The organism is Shewanella sp. GD04112 (assembly GCF_029835735.1).
Lineage (GTDB): Bacteria > Pseudomonadota > Gammaproteobacteria > Enterobacterales > Shewanellaceae > Shewanella.
The window spans coordinates 2,112,656-2,127,722 of the sequence record NZ_JAOEAL010000001.1; the positions used below are offsets into that span (position 1 = coordinate 2,112,656).

At 47.2% G+C, this 15,067-nt stretch carries 11 protein-coding genes; 10 read left to right on the forward strand and 1 reads right to left on the reverse strand.

What is annotated here, in order from left to right:
• Window position 1 precedes the first annotated feature (1 nt).
• Entirely contained in the window at window positions 2-637 is a 636-nt protein-coding gene (locus tag N7386_RS09460; protein WP_086903596.1) for a paraquat-inducible protein A, read from the reverse strand.
• A gap of 205 nt (window positions 638-842) precedes the next feature.
• Here N7386_RS09460 and N7386_RS09465 point away from each other — a divergent pair, with 205 nt between their 5' ends.
• From N7386_RS09465 to N7386_RS09510, 10 genes are all read left to right on the forward strand, one after another.
• Window positions 843-1,142 (forward strand): YebG family protein, encoded by a 300-nt coding sequence (locus N7386_RS09465; protein ID WP_086903597.1) that lies wholly within the window; start codon window positions 843-845, stop codon window positions 1,140-1,142.
• A gap of 15 nt (window positions 1,143-1,157) precedes the next feature.
• Window positions 1,158-1,616 (forward strand): GAF domain-containing protein, encoded by a 459-nt coding sequence (locus tag N7386_RS09470; protein WP_011625985.1) that lies wholly within the window; start codon window positions 1,158-1,160, stop codon window positions 1,614-1,616.
• 278 nt (window positions 1,617-1,894) lie between these two features.
• The gene (gene proQ / locus N7386_RS09475) at window positions 1,895-2,536 is read left to right on the forward strand and encodes an RNA chaperone ProQ (protein WP_086903598.1); all 642 of its coding nucleotides are present in this window, start codon (window positions 1,895-1,897) and stop codon (window positions 2,534-2,536) included.
• Between the two features lie 28 nt (window positions 2,537-2,564).
• Window positions 2,565-4,616 carry a carboxy terminal-processing peptidase gene (prc, locus tag N7386_RS09480; RefSeq protein WP_011622449.1) on the forward strand — a complete coding sequence of 684 codons (2,052 nt, stop codon included), beginning with the start codon at window positions 2,565-2,567 and terminating at the stop codon, window positions 4,614-4,616.
• Between the two features lie 83 nt (window positions 4,617-4,699).
• Window positions 4,700-7,249, forward strand: coding sequence for an aminopeptidase N (gene pepN, locus N7386_RS09485; RefSeq protein WP_086903599.1), 2,550 nt, complete (start codon window positions 4,700-4,702; stop codon window positions 7,247-7,249).
• A 307-nt stretch (window positions 7,250-7,556) separates the two neighbouring features.
• Window positions 7,557-7,775 carry a DUF2835 domain-containing protein gene (locus N7386_RS09490; protein ID WP_011622451.1) on the forward strand — a complete coding sequence of 73 codons (219 nt, stop codon included), beginning with the start codon at window positions 7,557-7,559 and terminating at the stop codon, window positions 7,773-7,775.
• Window positions 7,776-8,110: 335 nt separating this feature from the next.
• Window positions 8,111-10,156, forward strand: a complete 2,046-nt coding sequence (locus tag N7386_RS09495; RefSeq protein ID WP_086904713.1) for a DUF1302 domain-containing protein — start codon at window positions 8,111-8,113, stop codon at window positions 10,154-10,156.
• A gap of 12 nt (window positions 10,157-10,168) precedes the next feature.
• On the forward strand, window positions 10,169-11,533 hold the full coding sequence (locus N7386_RS09500; protein ID WP_086904712.1) for a DUF1329 domain-containing protein: 1,365 nt from the start codon (window positions 10,169-10,171) through the stop codon (window positions 11,531-11,533).
• A gap of 54 nt (window positions 11,534-11,587) precedes the next feature.
• Window positions 11,588-12,598 (forward strand): YCF48-related protein, encoded by a 1,011-nt coding sequence (locus tag N7386_RS09505; RefSeq protein ID WP_086904711.1) that lies wholly within the window; start codon window positions 11,588-11,590, stop codon window positions 12,596-12,598.
• A 31-nt stretch (window positions 12,599-12,629) separates the two neighbouring features.
• Window positions 12,630-14,945 (forward strand): MMPL family transporter, encoded by a 2,316-nt coding sequence (locus N7386_RS09510; RefSeq protein ID WP_086904710.1) that lies wholly within the window; start codon window positions 12,630-12,632, stop codon window positions 14,943-14,945.
• Window positions 14,946-15,067: the final 122 nt, after the last annotated feature.

The following is a 15,067-nucleotide window of genomic DNA, read 5'->3' on the forward strand; positions in this document are numbered from 1 at the left end:
CTTAGTGTCGCTCCTGCATGAGAAGACTCCACATATGCTCAATATCGTATTCACGCTGTAAAAACAGGGTGACTAAAAAAAGCATGGTGAAGCAGAAGGTGCCCATACCGAAGTAAATATCCGAGAAATCAGATAACTGAAATGATGACACCAAAAAGCTAATCACATAAATCTCCAGCATGGTGAGCTGGGATAGCAGCCCTTGCAGCTTTAACAACTGTTTGAGGCTGCGGCGCCAAAACGGACTGCCCAGTCCCCATTTGACGATCAAAATCTGACTAAGGATCGACAGGATCAATAACCCCGGGCCAATCACGGCGGCGGCGAGCACGGCTAATCCCACGACCCAATAACCTTGGTCGAACACCGCAAAGGCGCCCTGAAACACTGTAGTGGTGCGAATGCTACCCAAAAAGTGGATTTCGAGCACCGGGAAAAAATTGGCGGGGAAATAGAACACCAGCGCGGTAATACACAGCGCTAACATGCCGTTTACCGAGCAGTATGGTGTGTCATAAAGTGCGGTGCTGCAGCGCGGGCATAACGCCCTAACACCCGTAGGTAAGGCGCGCTTTCGAACGGCTAAGTCGCAGGAACGACAGAGGATTACAGAGTTTTCTGCTGTATTTTCATGCATATAAAAATATTAAATTAGCCCCAAAGCCATTGAGAGAGCAAATAATCCGCAATAAAACCATATTACAGGGTGAGATAGCACATTGCTTGACCCATCTCGACAACGAAAAGCGTACTCATAGTACCAGAATAATCAGAACACTTGCATCACTAGTTCACTTTATGTCATCCTGATTACTGTATATAAAAACAGTGCGAGGGCAGTCATGGCAGTTATTACACAGTTTGTCGTGGTAAGAGAAGGGGTGGAGAAGATGACATTTACATCGAAAAAGGAGGCTGACGCCTACGATAAGATGCTCGACATCGCCGATAACCTCATTCCATTTATTCAAAAAGCGCAGCTCGGAATTGATGAAACCGTGAGCGAACAGCTCGCATTCTATTTTGCTAACAATAAAGATGAGCTGACAAACTTGCTTAAAGGCGTGGTTCAAGTTAATAGTACGCCATCAAAACAAAATGTAGCGAAAAAAGCGCCTAAGAAGGACGACGCTGCCGAATAATTTTTTAGGAAGTCTATGAAACCGCAATTTTATGAGTCACTGAATCGTCAAGCGCTGGCCTTACTCGAGGGCGAGGATGATTTAGTGGCTGCCATGGCTAACTTTTCTGCTTTGCTAAACGATAACCTAACCGAACTGAACTGGGTGGGGTTTTACGTGATGCGTGGCGAACAGCTGGTGTTGGGTCCTTTCCAAGGTAAAGTGGCCTGTACCCGTATTCCAATGGGTAAGGGCGTGTGCGGTACCGCCGCGCAAACCAATCAGACGCAGCGCGTCGCCGATGTGCATCAATTTGATGGTCATATCGCCTGCGATTCAGCCAGTAATTCTGAAATTGTTATCCCAGTGCGCGCCGATGGTAAGGTTGTGGCCGTGCTGGATATCGATAGTCCTATTTTTGACCGCTTCGATGAAGAAGACCAAAAGGGCTTGGAATTATTGGTAAAAAGCTTCGAAAACTGCCTATTTGCTTAATTTGCGTACAATAACGCATAATTCATAGTCGCAATCGGTGGCGTGCGCCTTATAATAGCGCATGCACTGATAAGGCTTATTTTGAGCACAGCCGAAATAAGCCTGATAGGTTCAGCCGTGAAAAATTGTTAACTTATATTTTTTAACTTTAGTTAACTCGGCGAGAATGCTAATTTGTACTTTGGCTCATATGTGAGCTTAACCAAGATAAACGACTCGTAAGAAGCTGATTTTTATCACCTCGGATTCGATGTCCCTTTTTAACTGTGGAAGTAATGATGGAATCAACAGATAAGTTGACCGACACCAACGCAATTTTGGCGTATTTGTATGAAACATTTCCTTTGTGCTTTATTGCTGAAGGTGAAACTAAGCCATTAAAAATCGGATTGTTTCAAGATTTGGCTGAAAGGTTGGCTGATGATTCTAAAGTCAGTAAAACTCAACTGCGAGTTGCCTTAAGACGCTACACCAGCAGCTGGCGCTACCTGAAATCGGTAAAAGCCGGTGCACAGCGTGTGGATCTTGATGGTCAGCCATGCGGTGAGTTAGAGCAAGAGCATATCGATCATGCTCAAGCGATGTTGAAAGAAAGCCAAGATAAAGCAAAAGCTAAGCGTGCAGCTCAAGCGCCAAAAACGGCGCCTGCGGGTAAAGCCCCTGCGAAGAAAGCCCCTAAGAAAGTTGCCGTGCCAGCACGTAAGACTGAGCGCCCAGCAAAAGCAGCACCTAAGGCAGAGCCTGCTGTAAACTTAGTTCAAGCGCAATTGACCGATTTAGCGAAGAAGCAACGTGTCAATGTTAAGTTAGGGATGACGCCAGTAGCCGGCGTGATCACCGACATTAACAAAGAGGACATTCATGTTCAGCTAGATAGCGGCTTAACGGTAAAAGTGAAAGCGGAACATATCCTGCTGTAATCATTTAATCAAACGGAGTAACTTGTTGATGCGAAAACTCACTTTGGCTACATCCATTGCCACTGTTTTTGTCGGATTCTCGGCTTGGGCTGTCCCCCCTACGATTCAAATCAGCGAGTTACCCACTCTCAAGCAGGAAGCGCAGCATAAAGTGGCGAGTAAGCGAGTGACGGATTTATACACTCGTTCCCACTATCATAGATTTGCATTAGATGATGCGTTTTCTGCTCAGATTTTTGACCGCTACCTGCAACAACTCGACTACCGTCGTAATGTGCTGACGCAAGCCGATGTCGACAGCTTCAAACCTTACGTTAATCAGTTTGACGATATGCTGAGCTCGGGTGAACTCGAGCCTGCTTATAAGATGTTTGATTTGGTTCAGAAACGTCGCTACGAAGGTTTTGTGTACGCACTCTCTCTGCTCGACAAAGAGATGGACTTCACCGTTCCGGGTGATGCCTACGAATACGATAGAGAAGATGTTGCTTGGCCAAAAGATCAAGCCGAGATCAACGAATTATGGCGTCAACGTGTTAAATACGATGCGCTGAATCTGAAACTCACTGGCAAGAAATGGCCTGAAATCGTTGATATTCTGCAAAAACGTTATAACAACGCCATCAAGCGTCTGACTCAGACCAATAGCGAAGATGTGTTCCAAGCGGTGATGAATGCGTTCTCCCGTAGCATCGAGCCACATACTAGCTATTTATCGCCCCGTAATGCTGAACGTTTCCAAATGGAAATGAACTTAAGCCTCGAGGGGATTGGTGCGCAGTTACAGCTTGAAGACGATTACACTGTCATCAAGAGTTTGATTGCAGGCGGTCCTGCGGCCAGCAGTGAAAAACTGTCGCCTGAAGATAAGATCGTCGGCGTCGGCCAAGAAGGCGGTGAGATTGTTGATGTGATCGGCTGGCGATTAGACGATGTGGTCGATCTGATCAAAGGGCCTAAGGGCAGTAAAGTCGTATTACAGATTTTACCTAAGAAGGGCGGCTCTAACGCTAAACCGTTTAATCTAACCTTAGTGCGCGACAAAATCCGTTTAGAAGACCGTGCCGCGACCTCAAAGATCATCGAGCCAAAAGACGGTGAATACGCCAACCGTAAAGTGGGTGTGATTCAAATCCCTGGTTTCTATATGAACTTATCCCAGGACGTCGAAAAAGAATTGGTGAAGTTAAACGAAGCCAAGGTTGAAGGTGTCGTCATCGACTTACGTGGTAATGGCGGCGGTGCGTTGACCGAAGCCGTGTTACTGACGGGACTCTTTATCGATATGGGCCCAGTGGTGCAAGTGCGTGACGCCGATGGTCGAGTGTCTGCCCACCGTGATAACGATGGCAAGACGACCTACGCTGGTCCGTTAACCATTATGGTTGACCGTTACAGTGCATCAGCTTCGGAAATTTTTGCCGCTGCGTTGCAAGATTACGACCGTGCGCTGATTGTTGGTGAGTCAAGCTTTGGTAAAGGCACTGTGCAGCAGCATAAGAGCCTTGGTCGAATCTACGATATGTACGAGAAGCCGATTGGCCACGTGCAGTACACGATTCAAAAGTTCTACCGTATCAACGGTGGCAGCACTCAGCTCAAAGGCGTAACCCCTAACATTGCTTACCCAAGTGCGTTAGAGCCGGGTGAATACGGTGAAGCGGAAGAGAAGAATGCTTTACCTTGGGACAAAGTGCCAATGGCGCAATACGGCACCCTAAACGACATCACCCCTGAGTTGGTGGCGAGTTTAGATAAAAAGCACCTTGCCCGTATTCAGAACAATGTTGAGTTTAACTATATCAATCAAGATATTGCCGACTTTAAAAAGCATCATAAAGAGAAAACTGTCTCCTTAGTTGAAAGTGAGCGCATTGCCTCGCGTGAAGCCGATGAGAAGAAAGTACTCGATAGAACCAACGAGCGTCGTGTTGCCCATGGTTTAGCCGCGGTTAAATCGATGGAAGACATTAAAGACAAAGACGACATTGAAGCACCGGATGCCTTCTTAGACGAAACGGCCTATATCACCTTAGATATGGCGGATGCAAAAAAGCTGGCTAACGCTGGCACTAAATAGGCGGTTATTGCGCCTGTTTACCGTATCTTAAAACGCGCTTATGGCGCGTTTTTCTTATTTAGAACAGTGTTAAAGGGAACGACATGACACAAGCACAAGCAAAATACCTTAAAGATTATCAAGCTCCCCAGTTCACGATCGAAACCATTGATTTAGATGTTAATCTCGATGGTAAAAACACCCTGGTTAAAGCCGTTAGCAAAGTCAAACGTACTTCTTCCCACACCAATCCCTTAGTGCTCGATGGTGAAAGTTTGACCTTAGTGAGTGTGGGCATTGATGGACAAGCGGCGACGTATCACGCGAGTGAAGGGCAGTTGTCCATCGAGACATCGCTGAATGAATTTGAGTTGACCATCATCACCCAACTCGATCCCGAGGCTAACTCAAGCCTCGAAGGTCTCTATATGTCCGACGGCGCCTACTGTACTCAGTGCGAAGCGGAAGGCTTTAGACGTATCACGTATTTTCTCGACCGCCCCGACGTGTTAGCCAAATACACAGTGCGAATCGAAGCCGATAAACTGGCGTTTCCGTTCCTGCTCAGCAACGGTAACTTGATTGAGAAAGGCGAGCTCGATGGTGGCCGCCATTACGTGCGCTGGCAAGATCCTTTCCCAAAACCCGCCTATCTGTTTGCCCTAGTCGCTGGTGATTTCGATCTGCTGCAGGATGAGTTTATCACCCGCAGTCATCGCAAAGTGGTACTGCAAGTGTTTGTCGATAAAGGTAATTTACAAAAAGCGCACCATGCAATGGCGTCCCTGAAAAAGTCTATGGCCTGGGATGAATCTCGTTTTGACCTAGAATACGACTTAGATATCTACATGATAGTCGCGGTCGACTTTTTCAATATGGGGGCGATGGAAAACAAAGGCTTAAATATCTTCAACACCAAGTATGTGTTGGCAGATACCTTGACCGCAACCGACGATGATTACCACGGTATTGAATCTGTGGTCGGCCATGAGTACTTCCATAACTGGACGGGTAACCGCGTGACTTGCCGTGACTGGTTCCAATTAAGCCTCAAGGAAGGCTTGACAGTGTTTCGCGATCAAGAGTTTAGTTCGGATTTAGGCTCTCGTGCTGTGAACCGAATTCACGCGATTAAAGTCATCAAAAACCAGCAGTTCGCTGAAGACTCAGGCCCCATGGCGCATCCGATCCGCCCCGAGTCTGTGATTGAGATGAATAATTTTTATACTGTTACTGTGTATAACAAGGGCGCTGAAGTTATTCGCATGATGCACACCCTGTTGGGTGAAGCCCATTTCCAAGCGGGGATGAAGTTATACTTCAAACGCCACGATGGCCAAGCCGTGACTTGCGATGATTTTGTCGCGGCGATGGAAGATGCCAGTGGAATCGATCTAACGCAATACCGTCTCTGGTATAGCCAAGCGGGCACGCCACTTGTCACCGCAAGCGACAGTTTTGACGCTGAGGCTGGGACTTACCAGTTAACCCTCAAACAAACCTTAGCTGGTTGTGCTTCACCTTTGCATATCCCCTTTAGCTTAGAGCTGTTAGATGAGAAAGGGCTGTCACTGGTAAATCAAGTGCTTGATTTTACTCAAGCAGAGCAAGTATTTACATTTGAAGGTATGCGCCATAAACCCGTGGCATCCTTACTACAGGATTTCTCTGCACCGGTTAAATTGCATTATCCCTTTGAAATCGATCAGCTTGTACATTTGATGCGCTTTGCCTCGAGTGAAGTGGCGCGTTGGGAGGCGTCGGTGGCGCTCGTGAGTCAAGCGATTTGGCAAAATGTGGCGCATTTGCAGCAACATCACACCATGACATTAGACGAGCGAGTGAAGGACAGCTTTAAAGGCGCCTTACTCGATGAGCAGTTAGATCAGGCGCTGATGGCGGAAATGTTAGCTATACCATCGGCCTCAGCGTTGATTGAGCAAACCGACACGGTCGATTTAGATGCCTTAGCCCTAGCCCGTGAATTTGTGCTCACAGAGCTTGCCGCCTATTGTGAAGATGAGTTAACGGCGCTGTATCGCTCATTGGTAAACCGTGATTGCACAAAAGCGCGAGCGCTGAAAAACCAATGTCTTAACTGGTTGAGCCGAGTCAGTAGCGAGGCCGAAAGCTTTGTGGTTGAGCAGTTTGATAAGGCTACCAATATGACCGACTCACTTGGCGCATTAAGTGCGGCGAATGTCGGTTCGCTACCTTGCCGCGAACATTTGATGGCAATGTTTGAAGCCCGCTGGCGCGATACGCCGCTGGTGATGGACAAATGGTTCATGCTGCAGGCTACCCATGATGTGGAAGGGGTGATTGATAGTTTGCGTCAATTACAACAACACGCGAGCTTTAGCATGAGCAATCCTAACCGCGTGCGTTCACTGATTGGCAGCTTTGCTGCCGGAAATATTTATCAATTCCACCGCGCCGATGGCAAAGGTTACGAGTTTTTAACTGAATGTCTTATCAGCTTAAATAAACTCAACCCGCAGGTTGCGGCGCGTATGGTGACGCCACTCATCCAATTTAGTAAGTTTGATGAGGCGCGCCAAGTCAAGATCAAGGCTTGTTTAACGCGATTGTTGGCGCTGCCTGAACTGTCGAAAGATTTATTCGAGAAAGTATCTAAGGCATTAGCACAGTAGCTATGAAGAGGGCAGCATTATGCTGCCCTCATTCTTCCAAGCAGTAATTGAGCTGTTAGAGTCATGAAGGCCATGTACCCTAGTTATACTATTTAACGAGTTAAGTTAAATCTAAGGTATGACGCTTTATACTATTGAATATGATGGCCTTTTGACGAGGGGAGTAGAGTGTTCTTTGTCCCTGTGAGGCCGATAATTCAAGGCAATAGCTCTGTTTCTACGACATGCTGTTTGTTGGTCCAACAGCTGTAATTGGCCCGTCGTAAATTCCCACTACCAGTTTTATGCCGATTATTTGAGTTTTAATATGGAATTGTATTTTAAGCTAAATCTAAGTTATCGAGAGTTTTTACCTTACTATCAAGGCATTGCCGATAAGGTTGAAGTGCGTGAGCGTCAGGGGCGGATCCTGTGGATTAATGGCCGACATTTTAGGCGTTTTTTAACCGATAACGGTATTCATGGACAGTTCAAACTGGTGCTCGATGATAAAGGGCAATTTGTGTCGCTAGAGCAGTTAGCCTAATAAATTATTGATTTTTACTTAGAGTAATTACTTTAAACGGTCGACTAATTACAATCACGGAAGTATGATATTTTCTTTGTGATTATGTTAATGAAATATAAAGTTTTTTGCATAGTTTCCCCCACGCTTTTCAATCTTCTGCTTTTCTAATTTAAATTCCATCCCTGTAGTAGATGACATAAATGTGTCTACGTGCTTAATTCTTTAGAAAATTTTCTCTAACTGTTCCTTGCTCATGGGGATTAATTGCTGTAACAATGATGTTACCTGTGAGCTAACAAGATGTTGGTTGTAATTCCAAAAACAAAGAATCCAGCAGGGTACGGAGAGCTAAAATGAAAATTGTTAAAAAAAGTTTTAACAAGTCGGCGCTTGCTTTGGGGGTGGCGTCGGCATTGAGTTTATTGATGGTGTCGAATGTTAATGCGGTTGCGTTCGATTGGGGGGAGATACAAGGGACTTTTGACTCGACTTGGACTGCTGGTGCCAGTTGGCGTGTAGGGGAGCGCGATTGGGATGGACAAATTGGTAAGGTAAACCAGCCACAGTTTGATTGGTCAAACTACACAGCGTTTGACAGTACCAAAACTAAATATACTTCTGCTGAGATTTGGGCACAACCTGGTTCTTATTCTAGCAACAACGATTTGAGTAATTTACTTTATTCTCAAGGTGATACTACATCCGAAATCGTTAAAGGATTACACGAGTTATCCCTTAAGTATGAGAACTATGGTCTATTCGTTCGTGGTATGTATTTTTACGATCGTAAGCTAAACGATGGTAACTACGACTTCAATGACCCGTTAACAGGGAAAGAATACGATCCTTGCCGCGACAGTAAGGCTTCTGAAGTGCAATGTAAGGACATCCGTCTGCTGGATGCCTTCGTCTACGCGAATTTTGATTTAAACGATGGTGCCAACCCGCTGTCTATCCGTGTGGGTAACCAAGTGGTTTCTTGGGGGGAAAGTACGCTGATCGCCCACGGTATTGGTGAAATCAACCCAGTCGATTTGAACATCCTGAACGCGCCAGGCGCGGAACTCAAAGAAGCCTTCCGTCCTCAGGGTATGGTGTGGGCCTCATTGGGGATCACCGAAAACCTATCGGTAGAAGGATTCTATCAATATGATTGGGAACCCGTTTGGATCCCAACCCCTGGTTCAATTTTTGCGACTAACGATTTCGCCGGTTACGGTGGTTATAACCAGAACGCACAGTTAGGCTTCAACGCCAACCCAGACATCAATTTAGACTTCTTAACGCAGGAATATCAGAAACTGGCAGGGATGATCGCCAGTGGTCAACCTACGACGGATCAGTTGGCTGCTATGGCCTTAGCTTATCCAACGAAAGTGACGTTAGTGCAAGATGAGCAAGCGCCAAGCAACAGTGGCCAATATGGTATCAAGCTAGGTTATTACGCCCCTGAGTTAGGCGATACCGAGTTTGGTTTCTACTTTATGAACTACCACAGCCGTCGTCCGCTGATCAGCGGTACTGCTGCCGACTTTAGCACTGGCGCTCTGTTGTCAGATCTTGCGGTACTGGGTCAAAACGCGGGAGATATTAACCGCGAATTGCTGCTCAGCTTAAAGAGCTTCTCTAAGGCGCAAATTGTTTACCCTGAAGACATTAAACTCTATGGCTTCAGCTTTAACACCTCATTGGGCGATACCTCAGTCGGTGCTGAAATCGCTCACCGCCAAGACGAACCGCTGCAAATCGATGACGTAGAACTGCTGTTTGCGGGTATGCCACAACAGTTAGCCAACGCGGGCATTCGCCCCGACTTCGACGGCATTTCTCAAATTGATGGCGTACAACCTGGCGAAACCGTTGACGGTTTTATCCGCCTCGATACCACTCAAGCGCAAGTCACTTTCACTCACTTATTCGGTCCTACCTTGGGATTGGATAACTTGACGATGTTGGCCGAAGTCGGTGGGGTATGGATCCACGATATGCCAGGTTTTGATGAACTGCGTCTCAATGGCCCTGGTACTGCACGTTCTGGCGGTAATCCCGATATGCCTGGCATCATCCAAGCGCTGCATAATGGTCCAGAAACCAACCCATTCCCAACGGATTTTGCTTGGGGATACCGTCTGGTGGCTAAAGCGGACTTTAACAACTTGTTTGCGGGCGTGAACATGTCTCCTCGGTTGATTTTCTCACACGATGTCGACGGTATTACGCCTGATCCTATGTTCCTCTTTACCGAAGGACGTAAGTCAGTGGCCTTGGGTCTGAATTTTGAATACCAAAATCGTTGGGGCGCAGACTTATCCTACAACAACTTCTTTGGCGGTGTAGGAACAACCAACGCGATGTCAGATCGTGATTATATTTCTTTCAATATCAAGTATTCGATCTAAAGGACTATAACAATGAAGAAACTGTCGATATTGGCAAGTGCCGTGATGATGGCCCTTGTAGCACCTGTAGCGATGGCAAAGGTATCTGAAGCCGAGGCCGCTAAATTAGGTAACGAATTAACGCCATTAGGCGCAGAAAAAGCCGGCAATGCCGATGGCTCTATTCCCGCTTGGGATGGCGGTATTACTAAGCCAGTTGCTGGATATACCAAGGGAATGCATCACCCCGATCCTTTCCCTGAGGATAAAATTGAATTCACTATTACCAATGCGAATAAAGCCCAATACAAGGATTTCTTGACCCCAGGTCAAATGAAACTGTTTGAGCTTTACCCCGACACTTACAAGATGAATGTGTACAAAACGCGCCGCAGCGCATCAGTGCCACAATTTGTCTATGATGCGACAAAAGCCAACGCCACTCGCGCTGAATTAGTTGCACAGGGTAATGGTATTGCGGGGGCATCGATTGGTATTCCATTCCCTATCCCTGCCAATGGCTTAGAAGCGATTTGGAACCATATCCTGCGCTTCCGTGGTGTGGATGTGGAAACCTCACGTAGCCAAGCGGCACCGACGGCCGATGGCAGCTACACCTTAGTGGAAACCGCTGAGGAAATTCGTTTCGAGTATTCTCGCCCTGAAATTACCCTTGATCAGTTAAAGGCCAGCAACACGCTGTTCTACTTTAAACAAGTGGTGACTCAGCCTGCTCGTTTGGCTGGTACTGCGCTGTTAGTGAAAGAAACTATGGACCAAGAGGCGCTGCCACGCCAAGCATGGACCTATAACACAGGTCAGCGCCGCGTACGTAAAGCACCAAACGTTGCCTTTGATACACCGGGTACAGTATCCGATGGTCTGCGCACCACAGACGATTTCGACATGTTTAACGGTTCTCCCGTGCGTTATAACTGGGAGCTTGTGGGCAAGAAGGAAATCTATATTCCTTACAACGACTACAAATTGCACTCAGATAAGCTGAAATATGACCAAATTTTAAAACCCGGCCATATCAATCCTGAGTTTGTCCGTTGGGAAAAACACCGCGTATGGGAAGTGAAGGCGACCTTGAAAGACGGTATGCGCCACATCTACAAGACGCGTGTGATGTATCTTGACGAAGACTCATGGCAAGTATCGATTGCCGATCTGTATGACAACCGTGATGAACTCTACCGTGTGGCGGTTGCCCACGGCTTGAACTACTACGAAGTCCCCACACAGTGGGATACCTTAGAAGTGTTCCACGATCTGCAGTCCCGTCGTTATTTGGCCATGGGGTTAGACAACCAGAGTGGAATGTATAACTTCGATGCCAAGTTGAGTGAAGCGAACTTCACCCCAGACGCGCTACGTCGCGAAGGTATCCGTTAATCGGCCACGGTTTAAAGGGGCGCTAAGCGCCCCTCATTAGTTAAGGAAGTTTGTATGTCGTTTCGCATCCTTCAATGCGCCGCTGCAATCAGTGTTGGTTGTTTATTTTCTTCCCCTTCATTTTCTGCGGTGTCTGAGACTTTCCCGCAAATTCAGCCCTTAGCGGCATCTTCTTTAGTGTTAGATATTGCCCATGCGGGGCAGCGTTTAGTCGCCGTGGGCGAGCGTGGGCATGTGCTCGTGCTGAATGACACCTGGCAACAAGTGCCGACACCAACCTCGGCGCAGCTGACAAAAGTGTTCTTTTTAAATGAAAAACTCGGTTGGGCAGTGGGGCACGATGCCACTATTTTGCACACCCAAGATGGCGGCCAGACATGGTCGTTACAAATGCAGTCGAGCGAAATTGAAAAACCCTTCCTCGATGTGCTGTTTCTCAATGAGCAGGACGGCATGGCCATTGGGGCTTATGGACTGTTTTATCGAACCCATGATGGCGGCAAGACCTGGGCGGAAGAATTCCACGAAGAGTTGCTGGCCGAAGAAGACGTGTCCTATTTGGCTGAGTTAAAGAATAGCGACCAAGCCGCTTATTTGACCGAGCGCGCCTCGTTACTGCCGCATTTTAATCGAATGATCGTGCTCAATGATGGTCGTTTGTTATTAGTCGGAGAGCTTGGGCTTGTGGCGGTATCGGCCGATAAGGGCCAAACCTTTACCCGTACCGGGTTTGATTACGACGGCTCTATGTTCAATGCCATTCAATTGCAGGATGCGGTTTACGTAATGGGATTGAGGGGGCACGTGTTTAAAGCAGATTTGAGCCTTGGCCAATGGGATGAGATTGAAATGCCTGTGCAGTCATCCATCAATGGCGCCTTGGTGAGCTCAGATACTAGCTTGTACCTTGTGGGGAATGCCGGCGTCGTTATCCAGCTAAATCAGGATGATAGTGCGAGTATTGTCACTCGCCGCCAGGGGGAAAACTTAGTTTCGATTGCCAAAGATAACCAAGGGAATGTGTGGTTATCGGGTAGCCAAGGGCTACTTACACTTAAGCCATAAATTATAAAACAACAATAACAGGGCCGATAAGATGTTAGAAAAACTGGTCAACGGATTTGAGTCATTTTTATTCCGCAACCGTGCTTGGGTGGTGAGCATTTTTATTTTGCTGACGGTTTTTTTGGGATACCAAGCTAGCCAATTAAAAATGGATGCGGCATTCATTAAAAATATTCCGCTTAATCATAGCTATATGCAAACCTACCTCAAACATCAAAAAGATTTTGGTGGCGCGAATAGCATTATGGTGGCGGTGGAAGATACCAGCGGCAATATTTTTAACCCTAACTTTTTCGACACCCTGAAAAACGTTCACGATCAGCTGTTTTTTATTCCAGGTGTTGACCGCTCACAGGTGAAATCTTTATTTTCACCTTCGACCCGTTTTACCGAAGTCGTGGAAGATGGTTTTGCGGGGGGCCCTGTGATCCCCGCCGATTTCACGACCACCGAAGCGGGCTTAAACACGGTGCGCGATAACATTGAAAAAGCAGGCATTGTGGGACGCTTGATCGCCAACGATTATAGTGCCGCTATGGTATCGGCTCAATTGATGGACTTTGATCCACAAACGGGTAAGCCCTTAGATACCATCGCCTTTGCCGCTCAGCTGGAGAAGGAGCTTCGCGGTAAGTATGAAACCGATAAGGTGAAAATCCATATTATCGGTTTTGCTAAGATGGCGGGTGATGTGGCCGATGGCGCCAAAGGCGTATTGCTGTTCTTCGTGATTGCCATTTTGATTACGGCAGTAATGGTTTACCTGTTTTCCAAGTCACTTATCCTGACCTTATTGCCATTAGTCTGTAGCTTAACGGCGGTGATCTGGCAGCTGGGTTTACTGACGGTCATTGGTTTTGGCTTAGATCCTATGTCAATTCTGGTGCCATTCCTCGTCTTTGCCATCGGGGTGAGTCACGGGGTGCAGATGATCAACGCGGTCAGACGCCGCGTGATGGACGGACAAACCACTAAGGCGGCCTCGGCTTCTGCGTTTCGCAGTTTATTGGTACCTGGTGGGGTGGCGCTGCTTTCTGATACGGTTGGTTTCATCACACTGTTATCCATTGATATCGGTATCATCCGTGAGCTGGCCATTTCGGCCTCCCTCGGTGTGGGCGTGATTATTTTCACTAACCTTATCCTTCTGCCTTTAGTGATTTCTTTCACTGAACTCAAGGTTGCACCACAGGGCGTGCCGACCTCGGATGAAGTGCGGGCCGAGGCAATTTGGCGCTACCTTGCCAAATTTGCTACGCCGAAATACGCAGTGGTAGTGATTGCGGCGACCATTGCCTTGTATTTTGCAGGTCTGCAACAGGCGAATCAGATGAAAATTGGCGATCTGCAGGGCGGCGCGCCGGCTTTACACCAAGATTCTCGCTACAACTTGGACACCTTCTTTATTACCGATCACTTTTCTATCACCACCGATGTGATGACTGTGATTGTGGAAGCGAGCCCAGAGGCCTGTACTTACCACGATATGCTGACGCAAATTGATGAGTTTGAATGGTTAGTGCGTAATACCCCTGGTGTTGAATCGACAGTTAGCTTGGCCTCGGTGGCGAAAAAAGTGAATGCGGGCTTTAACGAAGGCAACCCAAGATGGGAAGTACTGCCCCGTACGACCGCCAGTTTAGTACAGGCGATTGGCCAGATCCCTACGACATCGGGCTTGTTAAATGGTGATTGCTCAGTGATGCCTGTGTATCTATTTATGCAGGATCATAAGGCTGAAACCATTGAAACTGTTGTCGCTAAGGTGAAAGCGGTCGCGGCCAAAATGGACAATGACAAGCTGCAATTTAAGCTAGCATCTGGTCCTGTTGGGGTGATGGCGGCGACCAACGAAGCGGTGGCGGAAGCCCAATTACCTATGATGATTTATGTGTATGGCGCGGTATTTGTGCTTTGTCTTATCAGCTTTAAGTCATTAAAAGCGACAGTCGCGGTGATTATTCCGCTTTACGTGGTCTCCACGCTGGCACAGGCGCTGATGACTCAACTCAATATTGGCTTAGCAGTCAGTACTTTACCCGTTATCGCCCTCGGTGTGGGTATCGGTGTTGACTACGGTATTTATATCCTGTCGACCATGTCATCTAAGTTGTCGAATGGGATGCCAGTACAACAAGCCTACTATGAAGCGTTAGTCGAGCGGGGCAGTGCGGTGATTTTCACAGGACTGACGTTGGCGATTGGGGTGAGCACTTGGTTTTTCTCGGCGCTTAAGTTCCAAATGGACATGGGGATCCTGCTCACCTTCATGTTTGTGGTAAATATGTTGGGCGCCATAATTATCCTGCCAGCACTGGCAGCGGTATTCTGGCGGCAGGCTAAGTAGTTACAAACAATGGGGAGTTTTTGACTCCCCATTGTCTTTGAATATAAACGCTGTTTTTTTGATTTTTTGCTCACCTGTTATCACATCTTTACGCTCTGGCTGGATTTACAGAGGATGTACCA

What these genes read in the sequence shown, in the direction of transcription:
- prc (WP_011622449.1), top strand. Translation starts at nt 2,565, where the DNA reads ATGCGAAAACTCACTTTGGCTACATCCATTGCCACTGTTTTTGTCGGA.
- N7386_RS09465 (WP_086903597.1), top strand. Translation starts at nt 843, where the DNA reads ATGGCAGTTATTACACAGTTTGTCGTGGTAAGAGAAGGGGTGGAGAAG.
- N7386_RS09490 (WP_011622451.1), top strand. Translation starts at nt 7,557, where the DNA reads ATGGAATTGTATTTTAAGCTAAATCTAAGTTATCGAGAGTTTTTACCT.
- N7386_RS09505 (WP_086904711.1), top strand. Translation starts at nt 11,588, where the DNA reads ATGTCGTTTCGCATCCTTCAATGCGCCGCTGCAATCAGTGTTGGTTGT.
- N7386_RS09510 (WP_086904710.1), top strand. Translation starts at nt 12,630, where the DNA reads ATGTTAGAAAAACTGGTCAACGGATTTGAGTCATTTTTATTCCGCAAC.
- N7386_RS09500 (WP_086904712.1), top strand. Translation starts at nt 10,169, where the DNA reads ATGAAGAAACTGTCGATATTGGCAAGTGCCGTGATGATGGCCCTTGTA.
- N7386_RS09495 (WP_086904713.1), top strand. Translation starts at nt 8,111, where the DNA reads ATGAAAATTGTTAAAAAAAGTTTTAACAAGTCGGCGCTTGCTTTGGGG.
- pepN (WP_086903599.1), top strand. Translation starts at nt 4,700, where the DNA reads ATGACACAAGCACAAGCAAAATACCTTAAAGATTATCAAGCTCCCCAG.
- proQ (WP_086903598.1), top strand. Translation starts at nt 1,895, where the DNA reads ATGGAATCAACAGATAAGTTGACCGACACCAACGCAATTTTGGCGTAT.
- N7386_RS09460 (WP_086903596.1), bottom strand. Translation starts at nt 637, where the DNA reads ATGCATGAAAATACAGCAGAAAACTCTGTAATCCTCTGTCGTTCCTGC.
- N7386_RS09470 (WP_011625985.1), top strand. Translation starts at nt 1,158, where the DNA reads ATGAAACCGCAATTTTATGAGTCACTGAATCGTCAAGCGCTGGCCTTA.